The 21,801-nt window shown below is 61.1% G+C and carries 30 protein-coding genes; 3 read left to right on the top strand and 27 right to left on the bottom strand.

Features of this window, described 5'->3' with window-relative positions:
- Positions 1-215 precede the first annotated feature (215 nt).
- From M1D51_RS06530 to M1D51_RS06520, 3 genes are all read left to right on the top strand, one after another.
- On the top strand, positions 216-1,199 hold the full coding sequence (locus M1D51_RS06530) for a carbohydrate ABC transporter permease (RefSeq protein ID WP_458108973.1): 984 nt from the start codon (positions 216-218) through the stop codon (positions 1,197-1,199).
- Positions 1,196-2,128 (top strand): carbohydrate ABC transporter permease, encoded by a 933-nt coding sequence (locus tag M1D51_RS06525; protein WP_458108972.1) that lies wholly within the window; start codon positions 1,196-1,198, stop codon positions 2,126-2,128. The genes M1D51_RS06530 and M1D51_RS06525 overlap by 4 nt, the downstream gene beginning before the upstream one ends.
- A gap of 61 nt (positions 2,129-2,189) precedes the next feature.
- Positions 2,190-3,536: an ABC transporter substrate-binding protein gene (locus M1D51_RS06520; RefSeq protein ID WP_458108971.1), complete on the top strand. Its 1,347-nt coding sequence runs from the start codon at positions 2,190-2,192 to the stop codon at positions 3,534-3,536.
- A 97-nt stretch (positions 3,537-3,633) separates the two neighbouring features.
- Here M1D51_RS06520 and map read toward each other — a convergent pair whose 3' ends face one another.
- The 27 genes from map to rplC all read right to left on the bottom strand — a co-directional run bounded on the left by map (position 3,634) and on the right by rplC (position 21,793).
- Entirely contained in the window at positions 3,634-4,461 is an 828-nt protein-coding gene (gene map / locus M1D51_RS06515) for a type I methionyl aminopeptidase (RefSeq protein WP_172324485.1), read from the bottom strand.
- Positions 4,462-4,494: 33 nt separating this feature from the next.
- Positions 4,495-5,406 (bottom strand): NAD-dependent epimerase/dehydratase family protein, encoded by a 912-nt coding sequence (locus M1D51_RS06510; RefSeq protein WP_458108970.1) that lies wholly within the window; start codon positions 5,404-5,406, stop codon positions 4,495-4,497.
- The gene (locus M1D51_RS06505; protein WP_458108969.1) at positions 5,403-7,115 is read right to left on the bottom strand and encodes a class I adenylate-forming enzyme family protein; all 1,713 of its coding nucleotides are present in this window, start codon (positions 7,113-7,115) and stop codon (positions 5,403-5,405) included. Before M1D51_RS06505 ends, M1D51_RS06510 begins: the two co-directional genes overlap by 4 nt.
- Entirely contained in the window at positions 7,108-8,292 is a 1,185-nt protein-coding gene (locus M1D51_RS06500) for a cytochrome P450 (RefSeq protein ID WP_458108968.1), read from the bottom strand. The genes M1D51_RS06505 and M1D51_RS06500 overlap by 8 nt, the downstream gene beginning before the upstream one ends.
- Positions 8,289-9,014: a glycosyltransferase gene (locus M1D51_RS06495; protein ID WP_458108967.1), complete on the bottom strand. Its 726-nt coding sequence runs from the start codon at positions 9,012-9,014 to the stop codon at positions 8,289-8,291. Before M1D51_RS06495 ends, M1D51_RS06500 begins: the two co-directional genes overlap by 4 nt.
- Before the next feature lie 83 nt (positions 9,015-9,097).
- A complete protein-coding gene (locus M1D51_RS06490) occupies positions 9,098-10,141 on the bottom strand; it encodes a 3-oxoacyl-ACP synthase III family protein (protein ID WP_458108966.1) in 1,044 nt (347 codons plus the stop codon).
- A gap of 109 nt (positions 10,142-10,250) precedes the next feature.
- A complete protein-coding gene (locus M1D51_RS06485; RefSeq protein WP_172324492.1) occupies positions 10,251-10,820 on the bottom strand; it encodes an adenylate kinase in 570 nt (189 codons plus the stop codon).
- 5 nt (positions 10,821-10,825) lie between these two features.
- On the bottom strand, positions 10,826-12,136 hold the full coding sequence (gene secY, locus M1D51_RS06480) for a preprotein translocase subunit SecY (RefSeq protein WP_172324490.1): 1,311 nt from the start codon (positions 12,134-12,136) through the stop codon (positions 10,826-10,828).
- Positions 12,137-12,322: 186 nt separating this feature from the next.
- Positions 12,323-12,805 (bottom strand): 50S ribosomal protein L15, encoded by a 483-nt coding sequence (gene rplO / locus M1D51_RS06475; protein ID WP_035760461.1) that lies wholly within the window; start codon positions 12,803-12,805, stop codon positions 12,323-12,325.
- A complete protein-coding gene (rpmD, locus tag M1D51_RS06470; RefSeq protein ID WP_026539814.1) occupies positions 12,805-13,011 on the bottom strand; it encodes a 50S ribosomal protein L30 in 207 nt (68 codons plus the stop codon). The genes rplO and rpmD overlap by 1 nt, the downstream gene beginning before the upstream one ends.
- A gap of 2 nt (positions 13,012-13,013) precedes the next feature.
- Complete coding sequence (rpsE, locus tag M1D51_RS06465) at positions 13,014-13,685, bottom strand: 30S ribosomal protein S5 (protein ID WP_026539813.1); 672 nt, start codon at positions 13,683-13,685, stop codon at positions 13,014-13,016.
- Between the two features lie 29 nt (positions 13,686-13,714).
- Positions 13,715-14,098: a 50S ribosomal protein L18 gene (rplR, locus tag M1D51_RS06460; protein ID WP_011775582.1), complete on the bottom strand. Its 384-nt coding sequence runs from the start codon at positions 14,096-14,098 to the stop codon at positions 13,715-13,717.
- 3 nt (positions 14,099-14,101) lie between these two features.
- Complete coding sequence (rplF, locus tag M1D51_RS06455; RefSeq protein ID WP_026539812.1) at positions 14,102-14,638, bottom strand: 50S ribosomal protein L6; 537 nt, start codon at positions 14,636-14,638, stop codon at positions 14,102-14,104.
- Between the two features lie 18 nt (positions 14,639-14,656).
- Positions 14,657-15,055 carry a 30S ribosomal protein S8 gene (gene rpsH / locus M1D51_RS06450; protein WP_011775584.1) on the bottom strand — a complete coding sequence of 133 codons (399 nt, stop codon included), beginning with the start codon at positions 15,053-15,055 and terminating at the stop codon, positions 14,657-14,659.
- A gap of 78 nt (positions 15,056-15,133) precedes the next feature.
- Positions 15,134-15,712 (bottom strand): 50S ribosomal protein L5, encoded by a 579-nt coding sequence (rplE, locus tag M1D51_RS06445; protein WP_458108965.1) that lies wholly within the window; start codon positions 15,710-15,712, stop codon positions 15,134-15,136.
- Complete coding sequence (gene rplX / locus M1D51_RS06440; RefSeq protein WP_062073171.1) at positions 15,712-16,071, bottom strand: 50S ribosomal protein L24; 360 nt, start codon at positions 16,069-16,071, stop codon at positions 15,712-15,714. Before rplX ends, rplE begins: the two co-directional genes overlap by 1 nt.
- Positions 16,072-16,074: 3 nt before the next feature.
- Positions 16,075-16,443, bottom strand: a complete 369-nt coding sequence (gene rplN, locus M1D51_RS06435) for a 50S ribosomal protein L14 (protein WP_003803789.1) — start codon at positions 16,441-16,443, stop codon at positions 16,075-16,077.
- Between the two features lie 353 nt (positions 16,444-16,796).
- On the bottom strand, positions 16,797-17,093 hold the full coding sequence (rpsQ, locus tag M1D51_RS06430; protein WP_011775587.1) for a 30S ribosomal protein S17: 297 nt from the start codon (positions 17,091-17,093) through the stop codon (positions 16,797-16,799).
- Entirely contained in the window at positions 17,090-17,410 is a 321-nt protein-coding gene (rpmC, locus tag M1D51_RS06425) for a 50S ribosomal protein L29 (RefSeq protein ID WP_014922387.1), read from the bottom strand. The genes rpsQ and rpmC overlap by 4 nt, the downstream gene beginning before the upstream one ends.
- A 2-nt stretch (positions 17,411-17,412) precedes the next feature.
- Positions 17,413-17,829, bottom strand: coding sequence for a 50S ribosomal protein L16 (gene rplP / locus M1D51_RS06420; protein WP_003803795.1), 417 nt, complete (start codon positions 17,827-17,829; stop codon positions 17,413-17,415).
- Positions 17,830-18,651: a 30S ribosomal protein S3 gene (gene rpsC / locus M1D51_RS06415; RefSeq protein ID WP_011775589.1), complete on the bottom strand. Its 822-nt coding sequence runs from the start codon at positions 18,649-18,651 to the stop codon at positions 17,830-17,832.
- Entirely contained in the window at positions 18,652-19,017 is a 366-nt protein-coding gene (gene rplV / locus M1D51_RS06410; protein WP_011775590.1) for a 50S ribosomal protein L22, read from the bottom strand. It lies immediately after the preceding gene.
- Positions 19,018-19,055: 38 nt separating this feature from the next.
- Positions 19,056-19,337 (bottom strand): 30S ribosomal protein S19, encoded by a 282-nt coding sequence (gene rpsS / locus M1D51_RS06405; RefSeq protein ID WP_011775591.1) that lies wholly within the window; start codon positions 19,335-19,337, stop codon positions 19,056-19,058.
- Between the two features lie 12 nt (positions 19,338-19,349).
- Positions 19,350-20,189 (bottom strand): 50S ribosomal protein L2, encoded by an 840-nt coding sequence (gene rplB, locus M1D51_RS06400; protein ID WP_011775592.1) that lies wholly within the window; start codon positions 20,187-20,189, stop codon positions 19,350-19,352.
- A 29-nt stretch (positions 20,190-20,218) separates the two neighbouring features.
- Positions 20,219-20,524: a 50S ribosomal protein L23 gene (gene rplW / locus M1D51_RS06395; RefSeq protein ID WP_011775593.1), complete on the bottom strand. Its 306-nt coding sequence runs from the start codon at positions 20,522-20,524 to the stop codon at positions 20,219-20,221.
- Positions 20,521-21,138 carry a 50S ribosomal protein L4 gene (rplD, locus tag M1D51_RS06390; protein WP_089595800.1) on the bottom strand — a complete coding sequence of 206 codons (618 nt, stop codon included), beginning with the start codon at positions 21,136-21,138 and terminating at the stop codon, positions 20,521-20,523. The genes rplW and rplD overlap by 4 nt, the downstream gene beginning before the upstream one ends.
- A 4-nt stretch (positions 21,139-21,142) precedes the next feature.
- Positions 21,143-21,793 (bottom strand): 50S ribosomal protein L3, encoded by a 651-nt coding sequence (gene rplC / locus M1D51_RS06385; protein ID WP_026539807.1) that lies wholly within the window; start codon positions 21,791-21,793, stop codon positions 21,143-21,145.
- Between the last annotated feature and the right edge of the window lie 8 nt (positions 21,794-21,801).

Here is a 21,801-nt window from a genome sequence, read left to right as displayed (position 1 = left end):
CGCGGGGTGGGGCGCCGGCCGAAAGTGGGAGCCGGGCCTCAAATACGAACAAGCGAGTAACCCCGAGTAAACAGCTTGGGAAGTGTAAGACAACTATCGCTACACACCACCAATTCGGCTCAAACAGCCGCTTCGCATGTGGTGAGCTAGGCCTGTCTTCGCCGCCCCGATCCGGGAGCCGGCGCCCCACGTTCGCCCGAAAACGTTAGTGACCCATGACTACCCGACAGATTCACAGCAGCACTGCGCCTGCCGGAAGGCGGGACCCTGAGCCCGCCCGGCCCGTTGAAGCAGCCCGGCACCGTCCGGTGAGGCGGCGTTGGTCAGGCCGCAGCCGCAAGGATTTCCTGGTTTTCCTTGCCATGGCTTTGCCCAACCTGGTGCTTATCGGCACCTTTACGTATTGGCCCCTGATTAACAACGTCTATTACTCCACGTTGGACTGGACACTCGGTTCGGCATCGGCCACGGTGGTGGGGCTGCAGAACTACGTCACCTTTTTCACCAGCGAGGATGCGTCCAAGGTCCTGGGGACCACGGCGATTTTTACGCTGGTGACCGTGGGCGGCTCCATGGTGCTCGGCTTGCTGGTAGCCCTTGCCCTGAACTCCAAGGTCCGTGGTACCACGTTCGCCCGGTCCGCTGTCTTCGCGCCCTACGTGCTCTCCGGGGTGGGTGTCGGCCTGGTGTGGCTGTTCATCTTTGATCCCGGATACGGCGTCCTGGCGTGGGTTCTCCGAGGACTGGGACAACAGAGCCCGCAGTGGATCAACGATCCCCAGCTCTCCTTGGTGATGGTCATCATTGTGTACGTCTGGAAGAACCTGGGCTACTGCGCCGTGGTGTATCTCGCCGGGCTGCAGTCCCTTCCACGTGACGTGATGGAAGCTGCAGCACTTGATGGGGCGAACAGCGTGCGGCGGTTCTTCGATATTTCCATGCCGCTGCTTTCTCCCACCACCTTCTTCCTGCTGATCACCACCATGCTCAGCTCCTTGCAGGCGTTCGACCTCATCCGCATCATGACGCCGCTGGGCAATGGCACCAGCACGTTGATCTACGAGGCGTACCTGCAGGCGTTCGGCGCCTATAACCGGGCCGGATATTCGGCCGCGATCTCGGTGATCCTCTTCGCCATCCTGCTGATCATTACGGTCCTCCAACTGCGGTTCGTTGAGCGAAAGGTCCACTACTCATGAGCGCGCCGTCACCAACCGCCGTCGTGCTTTCCCAACAGGAGGCGCAGCAGGAGAACCAGAAGCAGTCACCCCGGCAGGATCGGCCGCGTCCTTTCTCCAGCACCAACCTGCTCCAGACCGTGGCAACCGGCTATGTCCCGTTGATCATTGCCACATTGGTGGTGTTCCTGCCGCTGTTGTGGATGCTGTTGAGCTCTTTCAAGCAGCCGGGCGAGATCGTCACCACGGATCTGAAGGTCCTGCCGGAGTCCTTGAACCTGGAAAACTACGCCACTGCGATGACCACTGTCCCGTTTGCGCAGTTCTTCGCGAACAGCCTGATCGTCACAGTGGTGGGGGCGTCCATCAAGGTCGTTCTGGCCATCCTGACCGCCTATGCCCTGGTTTTCGTGCGCTTCCCGTTCAAGAACGTGATCTTCGTGTTGATCCTGGTGGCGCTCATGGTCCCGGCCCAAGTGTCGATCCTGCCCAACTACATCCTGATTGCAGGGATGGGCGGCAAAAACACGCTCTGGGGCATCATCCTTCCCGGCCTCGGCACGGCCTTTGGCACCTTCCTGCTGCGCCAACACTTCCTGACGCTGCCGCCGTCGATCCTGGAAGCCGCGGAAATTGACGGCGCCGGCCACTGGCGGAGGCTCTGGCAGATCATTGTCCCGGTATCTGTGCCGTCCATTGCCACTGTGGCATTGGTGACCGTGGTCAGCGAATGGAATGACTACATCTGGCCGCTCATCATCACCGACCGCCCCGAAACCATGACGCTGCCTGTGGGCCTGACGTTGCTGCAGAACTCTGAAGGTAACGGGGCAGGCTGGGGAATCCTCATGGCCGGAGCCGTACTGGTGATCGTCCCCATCCTGCTGGTGTTCGCAGCACTCCAGCGCTACATCGTGGCCGGACTGACCCAAGGCAGCGTCACCGGCTGATTTTCTCCCTCCGCACCATCGCATCGAAATACCCCTAGTGAAGTTATTGAGAGGAAGCACCATGCGTACCAACCTTGACCGCCGACATTTCCTGGGACTGGCCGGACTCGGCGCCGGAGCAGCAGCACTTGCCGCCTGCGGTGGGCCTTCGACGGCGGGCCCGGCAGGCGTCGTCGACACCGCTGGGATCGATTTCAGTGGCGTTAAGCCGGCCGCCTCCATCGATTTCTGGACTAACCACCCGGGCAAGTCTCAGGACGTGGAAAAGGCGATCATTGAGAAGTTCCACGCCAAGTTCCCGGACATCAAAGTAAACCTGGTCACGGCCGGCGCCAACTACGAGGAGATTGCACAGAAGTTTCAGACGTCGCAGGCAGCCAAGACCGGACTTCCGGCACTGGTGGTCCTCTCCGATGTCTGGTGGTTCCGGTACTTCTCCAACGGCAGCATCATCCCCATCGACGGCCTCGTGAAACAGCTGGACATCAAGATTGACGACTTCCAGAAGTCGCTGGTGGACGATTACAAGTACGACGACAAGCAGTGGGCCCTCCCCTACGGCCGGTCCACCCCGTTGTTCTACTACAACAAGGACCACTTCAAGGCTGCGGGCCTGCCTGACCGTGCACCGGCCACCTGGCAGGAATTCGCAGAGTGGGCCCCGAAGCTCAAGGCCACGTCCGGCGCACAGTACGCCTACATCTACCCCGCGCTTGCCGGATACGCGGGCTGGACCCTGCAGAACAACCTGTGGGGTTGGGGTGGCAGTTGGTCCAAGGATTGGGATATCACGTGCGATTCGAAGGAATCAGTGGCCGCGCTGCAGTGGGCCCAGGATTCCATCTATAAGGACGCGTGGGCCGGTGTGTCCTCCAAGGAAGCCGCGGACGACTTCGCCGCCGGCATCACCTCATCCACCATTTCCTCCACCGGTTCCCTGCTGGGTGTGCTGAAGGCGGCAAAGTTCAATGTGGGCGTCGGATTCCTTCCGGGTGGGCCTGAGGTACCCAGTGGAGTGTGCCCCACCGGTGGTGCCGGTCTGGGCATCCCCAGCGGAATCACCAAGGAGGAACAGCTCGCTGCAGCCACGTTCCTGAAGTTCATGACCGAGCCTGAAAACACGGCAGCCTTCTCCGCCGCCACCGGTTACATGCCTACGCGTCTCTCAGCGGACATGTCCGCTGTCCTCGCCGCAACACCGCAGATCAAGACGGCCATGGACCAGCTCGCCGTGACCAAGGTCCAGGACAACGCACGCGTGTTCCTGCCGGGCGCGGACCAGGAGATGGCCAAGGCTGCAGCCAAGATCCTGACGCAGCAGGGCGACGTCCAGGCAACCATGACGGATCTGAAGAAGACACTCGAGGGCATTTACACCAAGGACGTGCAGCCCAAGCTGAAGGGCTGACTCCTCCTCCGGGCATGAAAAGAGCCGGGCTGCTGCTGCAGCCCGGCTCTTTTTCTTCAGAAGCGCACTTATTTTCCCGGGTGTTCTTGTCCGGGTACTAGGGGATCGGTACAGGCACGACGCCGAGGGGCGCCAACTGCGCGGCGCCTCCATCCGGTGCGGACAGGACCCAGATGCCCTTTTCGTGGACGGCCACGGAGTGCTCCCACTGGCAGGAACGCTTGCCGTCCGTGGTGACTACGGTCCAGTCGTCGTCGAGGGTTGCCGTTTCGATGCCGCCGCGCACCAGCATGGGTTCAATGGCGAGGCACAGTCCGGGACGGATCTTCGGTCCGCGGTGGCTGGTCCGGTAGTTGAGCACGTCCGGTGCCATGTGCATTTCCGAACCAATGCCGTGTCCAACGTAGTCTTCGAGGATGCCCAGGGGCTTGCCGTGGACGGAAGAGACGTAGTCATCGATCGCGTTGCCGATGTCTCCGACGAACTTTCCGTTGGCAAGAGCGGCGATGCCGCGCCACATGGCAGCTTCAGTGACGTCGGAGAGCCGCTGGTCTTCGGGATCGGCAGTGCCGACGATGACCGTCCTGGCAGAGTCTGAATGCCAGCCGTCCACAATGCAGCCGCCGTCGATGGAGATGATGTCACCGTCGTTGAGGACCTTGGTTCCGGGGATCCCGTGAACCACTTCCTCGTTGACGGAGGTGCAGATGGTTGCGGGGAAGCCGTGATACCCGAGGAAGTTGGACTTGGCTCCTGCGTCGTTGAGGACCGCGGCAAATACCTCGTCCAGGTCCTTGGTGGTGACGCCCGGCTTGGCCGCCGCAACTGCAGCGTCAAGTGCACGGCTCAGGACAAGCCCGGCCTCCTGCATTTTGCGCATCTGCTCGTTGGTCTTGTATTCAATGCGGGGCTGACCGAACGCCATGTTCTCCTCTGGAAGTGTTGCTGATGGAGCCGATCAGGCTCCGTGCTTGAACCATTTTCCCGCATTGGAGACTGTGGTCGAAATTGGCTCGATTCCCAGCTCGTACCGGAGGCGTTCCAGGGCATAGGTTCGCTCACGCCCCAGCTGGCTGACCGCGTAACGGGTGAGTCGCGGATTCCGGCCGTTCGCCCGGGAAACAGCCTCCGATATGCCGGCCAAGGCCATAGCCGCAGGCTCCGGAAGGTACTTGATATTGATGCTCTCCAAGCCAGAGGCATCAAGAACCTGCCGCAGCACTCCGCCGAGTCCAACAGGCTCCGCATCCCCCACATTGACCGCGCCCCGGATATCCGAACAACAGGAGGCCAGTACGGCTCGCGTCAGATTGTCCACGTGCGTCAGTTGGTGTTTGACCCGGGCATGACCGACGCTCAGCAGGTGGCCCCGTTGGATGTTGCTGATCAGGCGCGGCAACAGCGTCCGGTCACCTGGCCCATAGACGCCATGCGGCCGCAGTGCCACGGCATTGCCATGACGGCGGGCTTCGACGTCGGCGAGCGCCTTGCTCTGTCCATAAGCACTGAGGTGCCGCGTGGCTACCTCGTCCTCAGCCCGGTTGACGCATGGTTCCCACCACGGGTAGACGCTCGAACTGGAGATGTGGACCAGGCGGGTTCCGGCGAAGGCTTCGGCAACGGCCCGGGTGCCAAGAACGTTGGCCCGGTGGAAGAGGGAGGGGGCACCCCAATCGGCAACGTGTGCAGCAGCGTGCACCACCGCGTCAACGCGGGGAAGCTGAGCCGGCGGCAGGCCCGTCAGATCCCAGTAGCTCAGGCCGGGGCCACGCTGCCTCGCGAAGCGGACCACATCCCAGCCCAGTGCCTCCGCTGCGCTGGCCACGGCTCCCCCAATGAATCCCGTGGCTCCGGTGACTGCGATCCTCACCGCGCTGCCATTCCCTGGGACCGTGACCCGAACTCCTGCCGCAACGCTGCCCGGTCAGGTTTCCTGTGCCGGCCACCGGCCGGGATGGACTCCAAAACTTCAATGTGGTCCGGAAGGGCAGATTCGTCGATGAGCTTGGGGAGTTCACGGGCAATCCGTGACTTCACTGATGCGGCACTCTCGCCGAGCGAAACCACTATGGCCAGCCATACGGCTTCGTCTCCGAGCTCATCCTTGACACCTACCATCACTGCTTGCTGTACTCCGTGGATCCCGGCTATGACCGGTTCGTAGAGCGCCGGGTAAATGTTGGTCTTGCCACGGATGATCATGTCCTTCTTCCGTCCGATCATCACCAACCGCGGCGCCCCGCCGCTGCCATGGTCCAGCCGAACCAGATCACCCGTGGCGTGCTCCGCCATCGGGTCTTCGCCCAGATATCCCTGGCACACGTTGGGGCCGTGAACAAACAGTTCGTGGTCTTCACCCACCCGGATCCCGACGGCGGGCAGCGGCTCCCCCAGGAAGTCACCTTCACCGCTTCCGTCGGGGGCCTTTATTTCAGCCTCCGCTCCCGAAGCGAAGGCCAGTTTCTCGTGTCCATCGGCAATCGAGACGGGCAGCGCTTCTGTCATGCCGTAGATCAGTTTGAAGTCGATGCCCGGGAGCAGGCGGGTGGCCCGTTTCAAAAATGGTGCCAGTATTGGTGCGGCACCAAGCATGACGGTCCTCAGCGAAGAAGGCAGCCTGACCGTACCGGTCTCGATCGAGTCCAGGATGGGTGCCAACTGGGACGGCACCAGAAAAAGGTGGGTGGCGCCGTCGTACGCTGTCTTTTTGCCGGCCACGGGTCCGAGCTCGCCGGCAAGCCGAAGAGGATCGATGTGGGCGGAAAACCCGTATGCGGGCATGGTCCAGTGTGCACCCGCAATGAGCGCGGGCAGGCCCATCATCAGTTGCTCTGAGTGGACCCTGTCGCCCTCCCTGAAGGTGCAGCGCGTAGTGAGCTGCTCGAAACCCGCGGCCAGGGATCCCCGGGTGTGGACCACTCCTTTGGGAGCACCCGTGGTCCCCGAGGTGAAGATGATCACGGCTTCCTGCGAGGAAGCGCCCTCCCAATCGCTGGCATCGTTGGCATCCCCGGACCTGGTTACCAGTGTTCTGACCGGTGACGCGCCCCTCGGCACACCGGGCAGCCACGGTCCGGAGTAATAGTGGTGGACGTCCATGGCGCCGTAATCAGGGAGGAGGAGCCCCTTGTTCCTGGCGATGGGACGAAGCGGACTTTTGGTGCTCAGCGCATACAGAAGCGACTCAGAAGCGGCCCATCGCGGTGATGCGAGAGCCGCGCGATCCTGAAAGAGGGAAGGCCCGATCCCCGGGTCAATGAACACCACTGAGCCGCCCGCCCGCACAGCGCCAAGGGCGAGGATGAACGCTGCAGGGCTGGGCCGCACGGAGAACAACATCCGTTCGCCCAAGCCGAACCCGTCTCGCTGGAGGCTGCGCGCAGTAGCCTCGATCCCGTCCACGAGTTCACGGTAGGAGATGGTCTGGCCGGGCTTCACAGAGTCCACGCCGCGCCGCTTGATGCGGCGGACCTTGCCAGGGGCTGTGATGGCGGGATGCTCCGGGTACCGTTCCGCTGCTGCATACACGGCGGCGATCAGATCGGCAGCGCCTACGGATTCCATGGTCTCCTCAGGCATTGGCAAGTTCCAAAGTCTTGTACCCCGGGATGAGAACACCCGTACTGACACGGCGACGTGCGATGGTCCAGGGGTGTTGAAGATACCGGTCCAGCAGTATCTCCAGGGTCTTATTGATCTCAGCCATGGCCAACGGCATGCCGATACAGAAGTGCGCTCCCGCGCCGAACCACAGTTGGCGCGCCTGCGCAGGAATAGCGTGGTCAGGATCAAAGCTGCCCAGGCTCTTGGTCGCATGGACGGTGGAAAGCAACACGCGGTCGCCCGGGTGCACCTTGGTTTCCCCAATGAATCCCGGAGCCACCGCATCCCTGAGCATCATGGGCGATGGCACCGTGAATCGCAGGGCCTCGTTGATGACGGCTGGAACAGTAGAACGATCGCTGGCCAGTTCCCCAATCCGTCCGCTGTCGCTAAGAAGCGCCACCAATCGCGGAAGGAAAGAGACCAGGGTTTCGGTACCCACCATGACGAACGCACTGATGATGCCCATCGCTTCGTCCTCGGTCATTCCTAGTTCACGGAGCCTGCCGGGAAACGTCCCCGGGTCACTCTCCCGATAAGCCACCCTTGCCGGTCCCGCAAGGATGCCGACGGCGGAGCGACCCTTGGCGATTTGGCGCACCGTCAGGGTGGGGCGCCCCAGGCGGACGAGGGAGGAAATGGAAGATCCCAGATTGAAGAGCTCCTTGTTGGGAAGCCTGCCCGGTGCATTCTCAGGCACTCCCAGCAGCCGGGAGATCACTCCCCCAGCCAGGTCCTTGACACAGTCCACTACGTCCACTGATCGTCCAGAGTCCAGTTTCCCGCTGATGCGTGCTTCGAAAGCAGCAGCCGCTGGTTCCACTATCCCGGCTACGGATCGGGGGGTGAACAGATCGCCCAGCCTTTGACGCAACTGTTTGTGCTCCTCGCCATCCATGTTCACCAAGGCTTTGGGGCCCACTACAGGAGTCCATAGAGCACCGGATCCCGAGGGCCCGTTCTTCACAAACCGCTGTTGGTCCATCAGGACCTCGCGAACCAGGCCCGCTTCGCTGACCAGCACCCCCAATCCTGGCAACCTAAGCACTGGCCGGATGCTCCCCAGGCCTCGGATCATGGGATAAAGCAGAGGGTGGGCGCCCAGGTGGATGCGCCGCTCCCAGCGCTCAGCGGTGGCTGCGTCCACCGTCATCGGATATCCACGTGCTCGGGACGGTACCGGTGGTCTGCGTACCAGGCCAAGGTGTTCTTCAAACCCCATGCCTTGACGCGACGGGAGGAACCGAACACCACAACATCACGCCGAAGGGCGTAGTTCCGTGTCAGCTTCCGCACTCGGTTGGACAAGGCCCTGTCCTCGTGGAGGTCCTCGATGCTGGAACGTGGGAACCCACCGGAGCGGTCATACATGTCTGCGGTGATGGCCATGTTGCAGCCCGGGAGCATCTGGTAAGGACCCAAGTATCCGTCACCTTTGTTACCGGGCCGGATACGGCCAAAGAATGAGGCTACTTCCACCGCGAGCAACATCATCCGCCGTTCGCCGGCGCTGATCCCCTCATCCAGCCTTGGATTAAGCTGGCCGGCGATCAATTCCAGCCCGTCATCGAAGGCCGCCATGATCCTGGCCGTCCAGTCCGGAGCTGCGAGGCAATCAGAATCGGTGCGCGCCAACCAGACCGCGCCGTGCTCCACCCCGAAACGCATTCCGGTGTCCGCGGCCGCACCGGTACCCTTCTGCGCTTCGATCAGCAACCGGATGTCCATTCCGGGATGTTCGGCTGCGAACTCCGCCACAATGCCTCGGCTGTCATCAGTGGAGCCGTTATCCACCACCACAACTGTGAAGTCCGTGAACTCCTGGGCCGCCAGGGACACCAGGGTCTGGCGTACCAGCTTTTCCTCATTCAGCATAGGAACAGCGATGCACAGCGGCCTGGTGGGGCCAGTCCCAGCCAACCGCGCGCTTACGGACCCGGACTGTAGGTTCATGGCCGTCACAGCCGCACCACAGCCATGCCCAGGCTCACCCCGCCGGCCAGGCCTACCAGTGCCACAAGGTCTCCGGGTCCACACCGGCCACTGTCCATGGCGAGTTTGAGCTGGAGCGGCAGGCTGACCGATGCCAGGTTGCCAAAATCTTCCACGGAGGGGACCAGCAATTCACTCGGGACACCTGCGCGCTCAGCAAAGATCTCCCGGTATGGAGCACTGACTTGGTGGACACAGACCACGGCGAAGTCCGTCCACGACAAGTCAAGCCGTTCCAGGGTCTCGTCAAGAATCTCAGAGCCCAGATCCAGGAACGCGTCCTTCAGCTTTTCGCCGTCCATACTGAAGTAGCTGGCCTCCGGATCACGGGGAAAAGCGGAACCTCCCGCTGAGAGCGTACCCACAGACCAGTGGCTGCTCCGGGCAGTGAAGGCCATGGACAGGATCCCGGCGGCTCCTTCGGGGCCCGAGGGCTCCCGGTCTACGGCCTCCAGCAAAACGGCTGCACCGCCGTCGCTCATGGTGTAGCCGGGAAAACTGGACGCAAAAGTCTCGAAATCCGGAACCCTCCACCGCACCGCCCGTGACGGCGACTCACCTGTTGCCACCAGCACGCGGGCATAACGTCCGGTCGCGATCAAGGAGTCCGCCACTTCAACGCCGTTGAGGAAACTGTTGCAGGCATTTTTGACGTCCATCACCGGGCATGAAAGCCCCAGCTTTGCCGAAACCATGTGCCCGGTGGCCGGCTCCACCATGTCCTGGCTGGCCGAAGCGAAAATCAAAAGGTCCACTTCCGGAGCCTGGAGACCGCACTCAGCCATCACTTTGGCAGCCGCGTTGGCAGCAAGGTCTGACGCTTGCTCAGTATCAGCCATGACGCTTCGGGAACGGATCCCCGTGACCCGCCCGATCAGCCCCTTCGGGACCCGGAAGCCCGGACTGCATTCACCAATACGGCGCTCGACGGCGGCCGTGTCCAGCCGGGTGGGCGGCAAGTAGACTTCCAGCCCCGAAATCCGGCTGTGCCCGGATAAAGCAGTGTGCATGCGGTCCCCCACTAGTCAGCCCCGAAACGAAAAGGGTGTGCCCCGCACCAATGGTACGGGACACACCCTTCGCTCCAGAGCCGGGAAATCCGGCTATGTGGAAAACAAACTAGACCGCTTTGGCCGACTCAATCGCTGTAAGGACACGGTCGGTAACTTCATCGATACCGCCAATGCCATCGACCTGCGTGAGGATGCCACGCTCGGCATACTTGGCCACAACGGCCTCGGTCTGCTCGTGGTACAGATCAAGACGGTGACGGATCACGGTCTCATTGTCATCAGAGCGGCCGGTTTCCTTGGCACGGCCAAGGAGACGCGTCACCAGTTCTTCGTCGTCAGCAGTCAGCTGAAGCACGACGTCGAGCTCCTGCTGGCCTTCGGCGAGGATCTGGTCCAGGTAATCAACCTGGGCAGTGGTGCGCGGGTAGCCGTCCAAGAGGAAGCCGTTCTCCACATCGCTCTGGCTCAGGCGGTCACGAACCATATCGTTCGTGACGCTGTCCGGAACGAAGTCGCCTGCGTCCATGTACTTCTTGGCTTCGATGCCCAAGGGTGTTTCGCCCTTGACGTTGGCACGGAAGATGTCGCCGGTGGAGATGGCGACTACGCCGAGGCGCTCGGAAATCCGCTCAGCCTGCGTACCCTTGCCCGAACCGGGAGGTCCAATGATCAGCATTCTCGTCATCGCAAAAGCCCTTCGTAGTGACGTTGTTGTAGCTGCGCATCAATCTGCTTGACGGTTTCCAGGCCGACACCCACCATGATCAGGATTGACGTGCCACCGAACGGAAAGTTCTGGTTGGCATTGATCAGGACGAGTGCAACCAGCGGAATCAACGCCACGAAGCCCAGGTAAAGGGCTCCCGGCAGGGTGATCCTGGAAAGCACGTACTGCAGGTAGTCCGCGGTCGGTTTACCCGCCCGGATGCCCGGAATGAACCCGCCGTACTTCTTCATGTTGTCCGACACTTCTTCAGGGTTGAAGGTGATGGCCACGTAGAAGTAGGTGAAGAACACGATCATGGCAAAGTAGAGCGCCATGTAGATGGGGTGGTCGCCACGGGTGAGGTTGTTGTTGATCCATTCAACCCATGGAGCCATCTGCTCCCCTGCAGCCGGCTGGTTGAACTGAGCAATCAGGCCAGGCAGGTACAGCATGGAGGAAGCGAAGATAACAGGCACGACGCCGGCCATGTTCACCTTGATGGGAATGTAGGTACTGGTTCCGCCCACGGTGCGGCGGCCAATCATGCGCTTGGCATATTGGACCGGAACACGTCGCTGGGACTGCTCCACGAAAACAACCAAAGCCACGGTCAGGAGGCCTACAGCCAGCACGGTGAAGAAGGTGCCGGGGCCCTTGCTCTCCCAGATGGAACCGAGGGAACCCGGGAAGCTTGCAGCAATGGAGGTGAAGATGAGCAGCGACATACCGTTGCCCACGCCCTTCTCCGTCACCAGTTCGCCCATCCACATGATCAGGCCGGTACCGGCCGTCAAAGTGATGATGATGAGGATCGTGGTCATGATGCTCTCATCAGGAATGATGGGCAGGTTGCAGCCCGGGAGCAGCTGACCGGACCGTGCCAGGGACACCAGCGTGGTGGCGTTCAGCAGTCCGAGGGCGATAGTGAGGTACCGGGTGTACTGGGTCAACTTTGACTGTCCCGACGAACCCTCTTCGTAGAGCTGCTGGAACCGGGGAATGACCACCCGGAGCAGCTGTACGATGATGCTCGCCGTGATGTAGGGCATGATGCCCAAGGCAAAGACTGAGACCTGCAGCAACGCGCCGCCGCTGAACAAGTTCACCAGCTGGTAGATGCCCTGCGAGGTGTCACCGGTGTTCAAGCATTGCTGGACATTCTGGTAGTTCACACCAGGCGAGGGGATAAAAGCTCCCAAGCGGAAGATTGTGATGATTCCCAGCGTGAACAACAACTTGCGTCGCAAATCAGGCGTCCGAAACGCCCGGCCGAATGCGCTTAGCAAGCGTCCTCCTGAGTAGAAAGTACAAGGATGTGATAGGGCTCAATGAAACCCAACAACCGAGTCTAACTGCTTGTGACGCCGTCGTAATAATCGCGAGTCCACAACCACGAAAAAAATCCCGGTACTCAGGGCCGAAGCCCCGGGTACCGGGATCCTTTTTACAACGGGCATCTGCCCCACTGGCTCTTAGAGAGCAGTGGTGCTTCCGCCTGCTGCAGCAATCTTTTCCGAAGCGCTGGCGGAGAATGCGTGGGCCGTAACATCAACCTTGACGGTGATGTCGCCGGTGCCAAGCACCTTCACGGGCTGGTTCTTGCGAACGGCACCCTTCTCAACCAGGGATTCAACGGTGACAGCGCCACCTTCCGGGAACAGCTCGTTGAGCTTCTCCAGGTTTACAACCTGGAACTCAACCCGGAACGGGTTCTTGAAGCCGCGCAGCTTCGGCAGGCGCATGTGCAGCGGCAGCTGGCCGCCGGCAAAGCCAGCCTTTACCTGGTAGCGGGCCTTCGTACCCTTGGTACCGCGACCAGCGGTCTTACCCTTGGAGCCTTCGCCACGACCCACACGGGTCTTGGCGGTCTTGGCACCCGGGGCGGGACGCAGGTGGTGGACCTTCAGAGCGTTCTGCTTCTCAGCAGTCTCTGCGGCGGTCTTGTTCTCTGCCATTACTTCGCCTCCTCTACATTCACGAGGTGCGGAACCGTGTTCAGCATTCCAACGGTCACGGCGTCAGCGGTGCGGACAACAGTGTGTCCGATGCGCTTGAGTCCGAGGGACCGAAGGGTGGCGATCTGGTTCTGCTTGGCGCCAATGACGCCCTTGATCTGGGTGATCTCCAACTGGGCGTCGGAGGGAGTCAGGTTCTTAGCCATGACTAAACACCTGCCTTCTGGTTCTGGAGCGCGCGCACCAGAGCAGCAGGAGCAACCTCGTCCAGCGGCAGGCCACGGCGGGCAGCCACGGAAGCGGGCTCTTCGAGCTGCTTCAGAGCGGCAACGGTCGCGTGAACGATGTTGATCGCGTTGGAAGAACCGAGCGACTTGGAGAGGATGTCGTGGATACCCACGCACTCCAATACCGCGCGGACCGGACCACCGGCGATAACACCGGTACCGGCGGAAGCCGGACGCAGCAGGACTACGCCTGCAGCAGCCTCACCCTGCACACGGTGCGGGATGGTGTTGCCAACGCGGGGAACGCGGAAGAAGGACTTCTTGGCCTCTTCAACGCCCTTTGCGATAGCAGCGGGAACTTCCTTGGCCTTGCCGTAGCCCACGCCGACCATACCGTTGCCGTCACCGACGACGACGAGAGCGGTGAAGCTGAAGCGACGACCACCCTTGACGACCTTGGCAACGCGGTTGATGGTGACAACGCGCTCTACGAACTGGCTCTTCTCAGCCTCACGACCGCCGTCGCGGCCACCACGGCCACCACGGTCGCCGCGGCCCTGGCCACGGTCGCCGCGCTCGCCACGACGTCCGCCGCGGCGGTCATCGGCAGCGGGTGCGGTCTCAGTTGCTTCAGCAGCTACAGCTTCAGTCACCTGAATGTCCTTTTCGTTATTTTCAACGGTCACAGTGCCAGCCCACCTTCGCGAGCACCGTCAGCGACGGCGGCGATGCGGCCGTGGTACTTGTTACCGCCACGGTCGAAGACAACAGCCTCGACGCCTGCAGCCTTGGCGCGCTCTGCAACGAGCTCGCCGACGCGCTTGGCCTTGGCAGTCTTGTCTCCGTCAAATGCGCGAAGGTCAGCTTCCAGGGTGGAAGCGTAAGCCACGGTTACACCCTTGCTGTCATCGACAACCTGGACGAATACGTGACGTGCCGAACGGTTGACGACCAGACGAGGACGTACAGCCGTACCGGTGATGCGCTTGCGGATACGAAGCTGGCGACGGCTGCGTGCAGCAGACTTGCTCTTGTTCGAACGCTTCTTGTTAATTGCGATGGCCATGGTTTACTTACCAGCCTTTCCGACCTTGCGGCGGATGACTTCGCCGGCGTAACGGACACCCTTGCCCTTGTAGGGGTCAGGCTTGCGCAGCTTGCGAATGTTGGCAGCAACCTCGCCGACCTGCTGCTTGTTGATACCCGAAACAGAGAGCTTGGTCGGACCCTCTACTACGAAGGTGATGCCTTCGGGTGCAGAGACGTTAACCGGGTGGCTGTAGCCCAGAGCGAACTCCAGGTCAGAACCCTTGGCCTGAACGCGGTAACCAGTACCAACGATTTCAAGCTTCTTCTCGTAGCCCTCGGTAACGCCCTGGATCATGTTGGCGATCAGGGTGCGGGTCAGGCCGTGCAGCGAACGCGAGTTGCGCTCGTCGTTCGGGCGGGTGACCGTCAGGGTGTTCTCTTCCTGGGTAACCTCGATCGGGCTGGCCACAGTGTGGCTCAGCTCGCCTTTGGCACCTTTGACGCTGATGACGGAGCCATCGAGCTTGACCTCAACTCCGGCAGGAACGGTGATGGGGAGACGTCCAATACGTGACATTATTCTCTTCCTTTCCCGTTACCAGACGTACGCGAGGACTTCGCCGCCCACGCCCTTCTTACCGGCCTGCTTGTCAGTCAGGAGGCCGGAAGAGGTGGACAGGATTGCGATACCCAGGCCACCCAGCACGTGCGGCAGGTTGGTGGACTTCGCGTAAACGCGGAGACCCGGCTTGGAGATGCGGCGGACGCCAGCGATTGAACGCTCGCGGTTCGGACCGAACTTCAGGTCGATGGTCAGCTTCTTGCCAACCTCGGCGTCTTCTTCCTTCCAGCCGGCAATGTAGCCTTCTGCCTTCAGGATGTCAGCAACGCGTGCCTTCAGTTTGCTGTACGGCATGGACACGGTGTCGTGGTATGCCGAGTTTGCATTGCGCAGACGCGTGAGCATGTCTGCGACAGGATCTGTCATAGTCATTTGGGCTATAGCCCTTCCTCGTACCGGTTTCCGCTGCGCCGGCTCTCAAGAGCCTGCGTAGTCGGACCTGTCACGTAGTTAGTTTTCGGTCTTGAACGGGAAACCAAGCGCCTTGAGCAGCGCGCGGCCTTCGTCATCGGTCTTGGCGGTGGTGACGACCGTGATGTCCATACCGCGTACGCGGTCGATGGAGTCCTGGTCGATCTCGTGGAACATAACCTGCTCGGTCAGACCGAAGGTGTAGTTGCCGTTGCCATCGAACTGCTTGCCGTTGAGGCCGCGGAAGTCACGGATACGCGGCAGAGCCAGCGAAACCAGACGATCCACGAATTCCCACATACGGTCTCCACGCAGAGTTGCGTGTGCACCGATCGGCATGCCTTCGCGCAGCTTGAACTGTGCGATCGACTTGCGGGCCTTGGTTACCTGCGGCTTCTGGCCGGTGATCAGGGTGAGGTCGCGGACAGCGCCGTCGATCAGCTTGGAGTCCTTGGCGGCATCTCCAACACCCATGTTCACAACAACCTTGACCAGGCGGGGAACCTGGTTGACGTTCGCGTAGCTGAATTCCCCCTGCAGGGACTTCTTGATGGTCTCTGCATACTTGGTCTTCAGACGCGGAACGATCTTCACTGGAGTCTCGAGAGTCTCAGTCATTAGATGTCCTTCCCGGTGGCCTTGGACACGCGGATACGGACGGTCTTGGTAGCGCCATCCTTCTCAACGGTGTCGAGACGGAAACCAACACGGGTCGGCTTCTTGGTCGACGGGTCAACCAGAGCAACGTTGGAAACGTGGATCGGGGCTTCAACAACCTCGATGCCACCGGTCTTGGTGCCGCGCTGCGACTGACCGACCTTGGTGTGCTTGGTGACGCGGTTGATTCCCTCTACCAGCACGCGGTTGGTGTCCGGGAATACGCGCAGAACCTTGCCCTGCTTGCCGCGGTCTCCGCCGCGTTCCTGCTTGGCGCCGGTGATGACCTGAACGAGGTCACCCTTCTTGATCTTAGCCATGGACTAAAGCACCTCCGGGGCCAGCGAAACGATCTTCATGAACTTCTTGTCGCGAAGTTCACGACCAACCGGGCCGAAGATACGAGTACCGCGGGGGTCACCGTCGTTCTTCAGGATCACAGCTGCGTTTTCGTCAAACTTGATGTAGGAACCATCCGCACGGCGGCGTTCCTTCTTGGTACGAACGATGACAGCCTTGACGACGTCACCCTTCTTTACGTTTCCGCCAGGGATAGCGTCCTTGACGGTAGCGACGATCACGTCGCCAATGCCTGCGTAGCGACGACCGGATCCACCGAGAACGCGAATGGTAAGGATTTCCTTAGCACCCGTGTTGTCGGCGACCTTGAGTCGCGACTCCTGCTGAATCAATTTTTACTCCTTGCGTCGCGCCGGTTCTCAGACCGAAATCATGCATACGGAATGAGCCTTGCGGAACGGTTGATCGGGGTGTCTCTTGACCTGCCTGGATTTTGCCAGTACAGGCCTAAACGCCCGTGCCACAAGCATCAGCTTCCCTTGCAGAAAACTCTGCGCGGGGCAGTATGCAGCGGCACGATTGTTTACGAGGTAGTTGATGACGCACAAGTGGCGCCATACAAACTCAATATCCTAGCACGTTTTCAACCCGAAGCCGAAACGTCCGGACAAGCGGAAAGGCCCGCATTCCCAAAGGAACACGGACCTTTCCAGTGAATCACTGCCAGGCAAGCCTGGCGTTGGATTTACTTGGCCTTTTCGAGGATCTCCACCAGACGCCACCGCTTGGTAGCAGACAGCGGGCGGGTCTCAGAGATGAGAACGAGGTCGCCGATGCCGGCGGTGTTCTCTTCGTCGTGAGCCTTGATCTTCGAGGTGCGGCGAATAACCTTGCCGTACAGAGCGTGCTTCACGCGGTCTTCAACCTGAACAACGATGGTCTTTTCCATCTTGTCAGAGACAACGTAGCCGCGACGCGTCTTACGGTAACCGCGCTGTTCAGCGCTGGCTGCTGCTTCCGTCACAGTTTCCTTCTCGCTCACTTGGCGTCCTCTCCAGCTTCAACCTCGGCCTTTTCAGCCTTGGCAGCCTTCTTGGACTTCTTTTCTTCCTTGGCTTCCACAACCGGTGCGGCAACCTCGGCACGAATGCCCAGCTCGCGCTCACGGAGAACGGTGTAGATGCGTGCGATGTCCTTCTTTACCGCGCGCAGGCGACCGTGGTTCTCCAGCTGTCCGGTGGCGGACTGGAAACGCAGGTTGAACAGCTCTTCCTTGGACTTGCGGAGTTCTTCAACGAGACGCTCGTTGTCGAAACCGTCCAGCTGTGCGGGTGCGAGATCCTTCGACCCTACTGCCATTTCTATTCACCACCTTCGCGACGCACAATGCGTGCCTTCAACGGGAGCTTGTGGATTGCCAGGCGCAGGGCCTCGCGAGCTACCTCTTCATTGACACCGGAGAGTTCGAAGAGAACCCGGCCCGGCTTGACGTTTGCGACCCACCATTCCGGAGAACCCTTACCGGAACCCATACGGGTTTCGGCAGGCTTCTTCGTCAGCGGACGGTCCGGGTAGATGTTGATCCAGACCTTGCCGCCACGCTTGATGTGGCGGGTCATCGCGATACGAGCGGATTCGATCTGACGGTTGGTTACGTATGCCGGGCTAAGAGCCTGGATACCGTACTCACCGAAGCTGACCTTGGTGCCGCCCGTAGCAGCGCCGGAACGACCCGGGTGGTGCTGCTTACGGTGCTTGACTCGACGTGGGATAAGCATTTAAGCCTGTCCTCCTTCTGCTGCCGGAGCAGCAGCTTCAGCGGCCGGTGCTTCAACGGCAGCAGGTGCTGCCTCAGCTGCCGGACGGTCGTTACGACGACGGCGGTCGCCACCCGGGCGGCCCGGACGGTCTCCTGCACGGCCACGGGACGGAGCAGCAGCTGCCTGCTGAGCCAGTTCCTTGGCAGTTACGTCACCCTTGTAGATCCAAACCTTCACACCGATGCGGCCGAAGGTGGTCTTGGCTTCGTAGAAGCCGTAGTCGATGTTCGCGCGGAGGGTGTGCAGGGGCACACGGCCTTCGCGGTAGAACTCCGAGCGGGACATTTCTGCGCCACCCAGACGGCCCGAGCAAGCAACACGGATGCCCTTGGCACCCGCACGCTGTGCGGACTGCATTGCCTTCTTCATCGCACGGCGGAAAGCCACGCGGGAAGTCAGCTGCTCAGCGATGCCCTGGGCAACAAGCTGTGCTTCCATCTCGGGGTTCTTGACCTCGAGGATGTTCAGCTGAACCTGCTTGCCGGTGAGCTTTTCGAGCTCGCCGCGGATGCGGTCTGCTTCTGCGCCGCGGCGGCCGATAACGATACCCGGGCGTGCCGTGTGGATATCCACGCGGACACGGTCGCGGGTGCGCTCGATCTCGACCTTGGCGATGCCGGCGCGCTCCATGCCGGTGGACATGAGCTGACGGATCTTGATGTCCTCGCGGACGAAGTCCTTGTAGCGCTGTCCGGGCTTGGTGCTGTCAGCGAACCAGTGCGAAACGTGGTCGGTGGTGATGCCGAGTCGGAACCCGTGCGGGTTTACTTTCTGTCCCACTTAGCGAGCCTCCTCTTTCTCCGGGGTTGCGACAACCAGCGTAATGTGGCTGGTCCGCTTCCTAATGCGGTAGGCGCGGCCCTGGGCACGCGGCTGGAACCGCTTCATGGTCGGGCCTTCATCAACAAATGCTTCGGTGATGAAGAGGTCGCTGTCGTCGAATGCAACGCCGTCACGGTCCGCGAGGACACGTGCGTTGGCCATTGCCGACTGAAGTACCTTGAATACCGGCTCCGAAGCTGCCTGGGGGGCAAACTTCAGAATTGCCAGAGCCTCATTCGCTTGCTTACCACGAACAAGGTTGACGACGCGCCGGGCCTTCATAGGCGTTACGCGGATGTGACGCGCAATAGCCTTGGCTTCCATTGCTTTCCTTCTCTCGTCTAAGACGTAAAGTCAGGCGCCTAGCGGCGCTTGCCCTTACGGTCGTCCTTAACATGGCCGCGGAATGTCCGCGTGGGAGCGAATTCGCCGAGCTTGTGCCCGACCATCGACTCTGTGACAAACACCGGGATGTGCTTGCGTCCGTCGTGTACGGCGATCGTGTGCCCGAGCATGTCGGGGATGATCATCGAACGGCGGGACCAGGTCTTGATGACGTTCTTGGTGCCCTTATCGTTTTCCCGTGCGACCTTCACAAAGAGGTGCTGGTCAACGAAAGGACCTTTTTTCAGGCTGCGTGGCATGTGTCCAGGCTCCTATCGCTTGTTCTTGCCAGTACGGCGGCGACGAACAATAAGCTTGTCGCTCTCTTTGTTCGGACGGCGGGTACGGCCCTCGGGCTTGCCGTTCGGGTTAACCGGGTGACGTCCACCGGAAGTCTTACCTTCACCACCACCGTGCGGGTGGTCAACCGGGTTCATGGCTACACCACGGACGGTCGGGCGAACGCCCTTCCAGCGCATGCGGCCGGCCTTGCCCCAGTTGATGTTCGACTGCTCGGCGTTGCCGACCTCGCCGACGGTTGCGCGGCAGCGCACGTCAACGTTGCGGATTTCACCGGAGGGCAGACGCAGCTGGGCGAAACGGCCTTCCTTGGCAACGAGCTGTACCGAAGCACCTGCGGAACGTGCCATCTTGGCGCCGCCACCCGGACGCAGTTCAACTGCGTGGATTACGGTACCAACCGGGATGTTGCGCAGCGGCAGGTTGTTGCCCGGCTTGATGTCAGCGTCGGGACCAGCCTCGACGAAGTCACCCTGGGACAGCTTGTTAGGGGCGATGATGTAACGCTTGGTGCCATCAACGTAGTGCAGGAGTGCGATGCGAGCCGTGCGGTTCGGGTCGTACTCGATTTCGGCAACGCGGGCGTTGATGCCGTCCTTGTCGTGACGACGGAAGTCGATCAGACGGTACTGGCGCTTGTGCCCACCACCCTTGTGACGGGTGGTGATCTTACCGGAGTTGTTACGACCGCCAGTTTTGTGCAGCGGACGCAGCAACGACTTTTCCGGAGTCGATCGCGTGATTTCAGCAAAGTCGGCTACGCTCGAGCCACGACGGCCCGGGGTAGTCGGCTTGTATTTACGGATTCCCATAATTTATTTCCTCGTTAAAGTGGTCTCCGCTACGCGAGCGGACCGCCGAAGATGTCGATTGTGCCTTCTTTGAGGGTGACAATTGCACGCTTGGTGCTCTTGCGCTGTCCCCAGCCGAATTTGGTGCGCTTGCGCTTACCGGCACGGTTGATGGTGTTGATCGAGTCAACCTTGACCGAGAAGATCTTCTCGACGGCCAATTTGATCTCGGTCTTGTTCGAGCGAGGGTCCACCAGGAAGGTGTACTTGCCTTCGTCGATCAGACCGTAGCTCTTTTCCGAAACGACGGGTGCAAGCACGACGTCGCGCGGGTCCTTGATGGTGGTTACGCTCACTTGGAGGCCTCCTCGTTCTTTGCCTTGTCAGCGACGAACGCCTCGAAAGCAGCCTTGGTGAAGACCACGTCGTCGGAGACAAGCACGTCGTAGGTGTTCAGCTGGTCTGCGTACAGAACGTGAACATCCTGGAGGTTGCGCACGGAAAGTGCAGCAACATCGTTGGCGCGCTCGATAACGACGAGCAGGTTCTTGCGCTCAGTAACGGAGCGCAGCGAAGCCAGTGCGTCCTTGGCGGACGGCTTGGTGCCGGCTACCAGTTCAGCGATGACGTGGATGCGGCCGTTGCGGGCGCGGTCAGACAGGGCGCCGCGGAGTGCAGCAGCCTTCATCTTCTTGGGGGTGCGCTGGCTGTAGTCACGAGGGGTCGGACCGTGGACAACGCCACCGCCGGTCATGTGAGGAGCACGGATGGAACCCTGACGGGCGCGGCCGGTACCCTTCTGCTTGAACGGCTTGCGACCTGCACCGGAAACCTCGGCGCGGGTCTTCGTCTTGTGGGTACCCTGGCGTGCAGCAGCGAGCTGTGCGACGACGACCTGGTGCAGCAGCGGCACGTTGGTCTGGACGTCGAAGATCTCTGCAGGCAGGTCTACCTTGACAGTGCTAGTCATTGAACTAGGCTCCCTTCACGGCGGTGCGTACGAGTACGACCTGGCCGCGGGCGCCGGGAACGGCACCCTTGATAAGGAGCAGCGACTTCTCAACGTCAACTGCGTGAACCGTGAGGTTCAGCGTGGTGTGACGTTCGGCGCCCATGCGGCCGGCCATTTTCAGGCCCTTGAAGACGCGGCTCGGGGTGGATGCGCCACCGATGGAGCCAGGCTTACGGTGGTTCTTGTGGGCACCGTGGGAAGCGCCAACGCCGTGGAAGCCGTGACGCTTCATAACACCGGCGAAGCCCTTACCCTTTGAGGTGCCGACGACGTCGATCTTCTGGCCGGCTTCGAAGATCTCAACAGAGAGCTCCTGGCCCAGCTCGTAGGATGCGGCGTCTGCGGTACGCAGTTCGACGACGTGGCGGCGAGGGGTGACGCCGGCCTTTTCAAAGTGACCAGCCAGCGGCTTGGTGACCTTGCGGGGGTCGATCTGGCCGTAGCCGATCTGTACGGCGACGTAGCCATCTACCTCTGCGTTGCGCAGCTGGGTGATGACGTTGGAGTCAGCCTGGACAACAGTTACCGGGATGAGCTTGTTGTTCTCGTCCCAGACCTGGGTCATGCCGAGCTTCGTGCCCAGCAGGCCCTTTACGTTACGGGTTGCGGTCATAGTCTCTC

The sequence above is a fragment of the Arthrobacter sp. R3-55 genome, from assembly GCF_054161505.1.
The sequence above is the reverse complement of the archived record's forward strand: the minus strand, read 5'-3'. Positions and strand labels throughout refer to the sequence as shown.

Coding starts and splice junctions, on each gene's coding strand:
- M1D51_RS06530 (WP_458108973.1), top strand. CDS start 216: ATGACTACCCGACAGATTCACAGCAGCACTGCGCCTGCCGGAAGGCGG.
- rpmD (WP_026539814.1), bottom strand. CDS start 13,011: ATGGCTAAGAACCTGACTCCCTCCGACGCCCAGTTGGAGATCACCCAG.
- rpmC (WP_014922387.1), bottom strand. CDS start 17,410: ATGGCAGTAGGGTCGAAGGATCTCGCACCCGCACAGCTGGACGGTTTC.
- rplV (WP_011775590.1), bottom strand. CDS start 19,017: ATGGAAGCCAAGGCTATTGCGCGTCACATCCGCGTAACGCCTATGAAG.
- M1D51_RS06490 (WP_458108966.1), bottom strand. CDS start 10,141: ATGCACACTGCTTTATCCGGGCACAGCCGGATTTCGGGGCTGGAAGTC.
- rplE (WP_458108965.1), bottom strand. CDS start 15,712: ATGACTGAGACTCTCGAGACTCCAGTGAAGATCGTTCCGCGTCTGAAG.
- M1D51_RS06485 (WP_172324492.1), bottom strand. CDS start 10,820: ATGCTGATCATTGGACCTCCCGGTTCGGGCAAGGGTACGCAGGCTGAG.
- rplB (WP_011775592.1), bottom strand. CDS start 20,189: ATGGGAATCCGTAAATACAAGCCGACTACCCCGGGCCGTCGTGGCTCG.
- rplX (WP_062073171.1), bottom strand. CDS start 16,071: ATGGCTAAGATCAAGAAGGGTGACCTCGTTCAGGTCATCACCGGCGCC.
- map (WP_172324485.1), bottom strand. CDS start 4,461: ATGGCGTTCGGTCAGCCCCGCATTGAATACAAGACCAACGAGCAGATG.
- M1D51_RS06495 (WP_458108967.1), bottom strand. CDS start 9,014: ATGCTGAATGAGGAAAAGCTGGTACGCCAGACCCTGGTGTCCCTGGCG.
- M1D51_RS06505 (WP_458108969.1), bottom strand. CDS start 7,115: ATGCCTGAGGAGACCATGGAATCCGTAGGCGCTGCCGATCTGATCGCC.
- M1D51_RS06500 (WP_458108968.1), bottom strand. CDS start 8,292: ATGACGGTGGACGCAGCCACCGCTGAGCGCTGGGAGCGGCGCATCCAC.
- M1D51_RS06525 (WP_458108972.1), top strand. CDS start 1,196: ATGAGCGCGCCGTCACCAACCGCCGTCGTGCTTTCCCAACAGGAGGCG.
- rplC (WP_026539807.1), bottom strand. CDS start 21,793: ATGACCGCAACCCGTAACGTAAAGGGCCTGCTGGGCACGAAGCTCGGC.
- rpsH (WP_011775584.1), bottom strand. CDS start 15,055: ATGACTATGACAGATCCTGTCGCAGACATGCTCACGCGTCTGCGCAAT.
- rplP (WP_003803795.1), bottom strand. CDS start 17,829: ATGCTTATCCCACGTCGAGTCAAGCACCGTAAGCAGCACCACCCGGGT.
- rplO (WP_035760461.1), bottom strand. CDS start 12,805: ATGGCAGAGAACAAGACCGCCGCAGAGACTGCTGAGAAGCAGAACGCT.
- rplF (WP_026539812.1), bottom strand. CDS start 14,638: ATGTCACGTATTGGACGTCTCCCCATCACCGTTCCTGCCGGAGTTGAG.
- rplD (WP_089595800.1), bottom strand. CDS start 21,138: ATGACTAGCACTGTCAAGGTAGACCTGCCTGCAGAGATCTTCGACGTC.
- M1D51_RS06520 (WP_458108971.1), top strand. CDS start 2,190: ATGCGTACCAACCTTGACCGCCGACATTTCCTGGGACTGGCCGGACTC.
- rpsS (WP_011775591.1), bottom strand. CDS start 19,337: ATGCCACGCAGCCTGAAAAAAGGTCCTTTCGTTGACCAGCACCTCTTT.
- rplR (WP_011775582.1), bottom strand. CDS start 14,098: ATGGCCATCGCAATTAACAAGAAGCGTTCGAACAAGAGCAAGTCTGCT.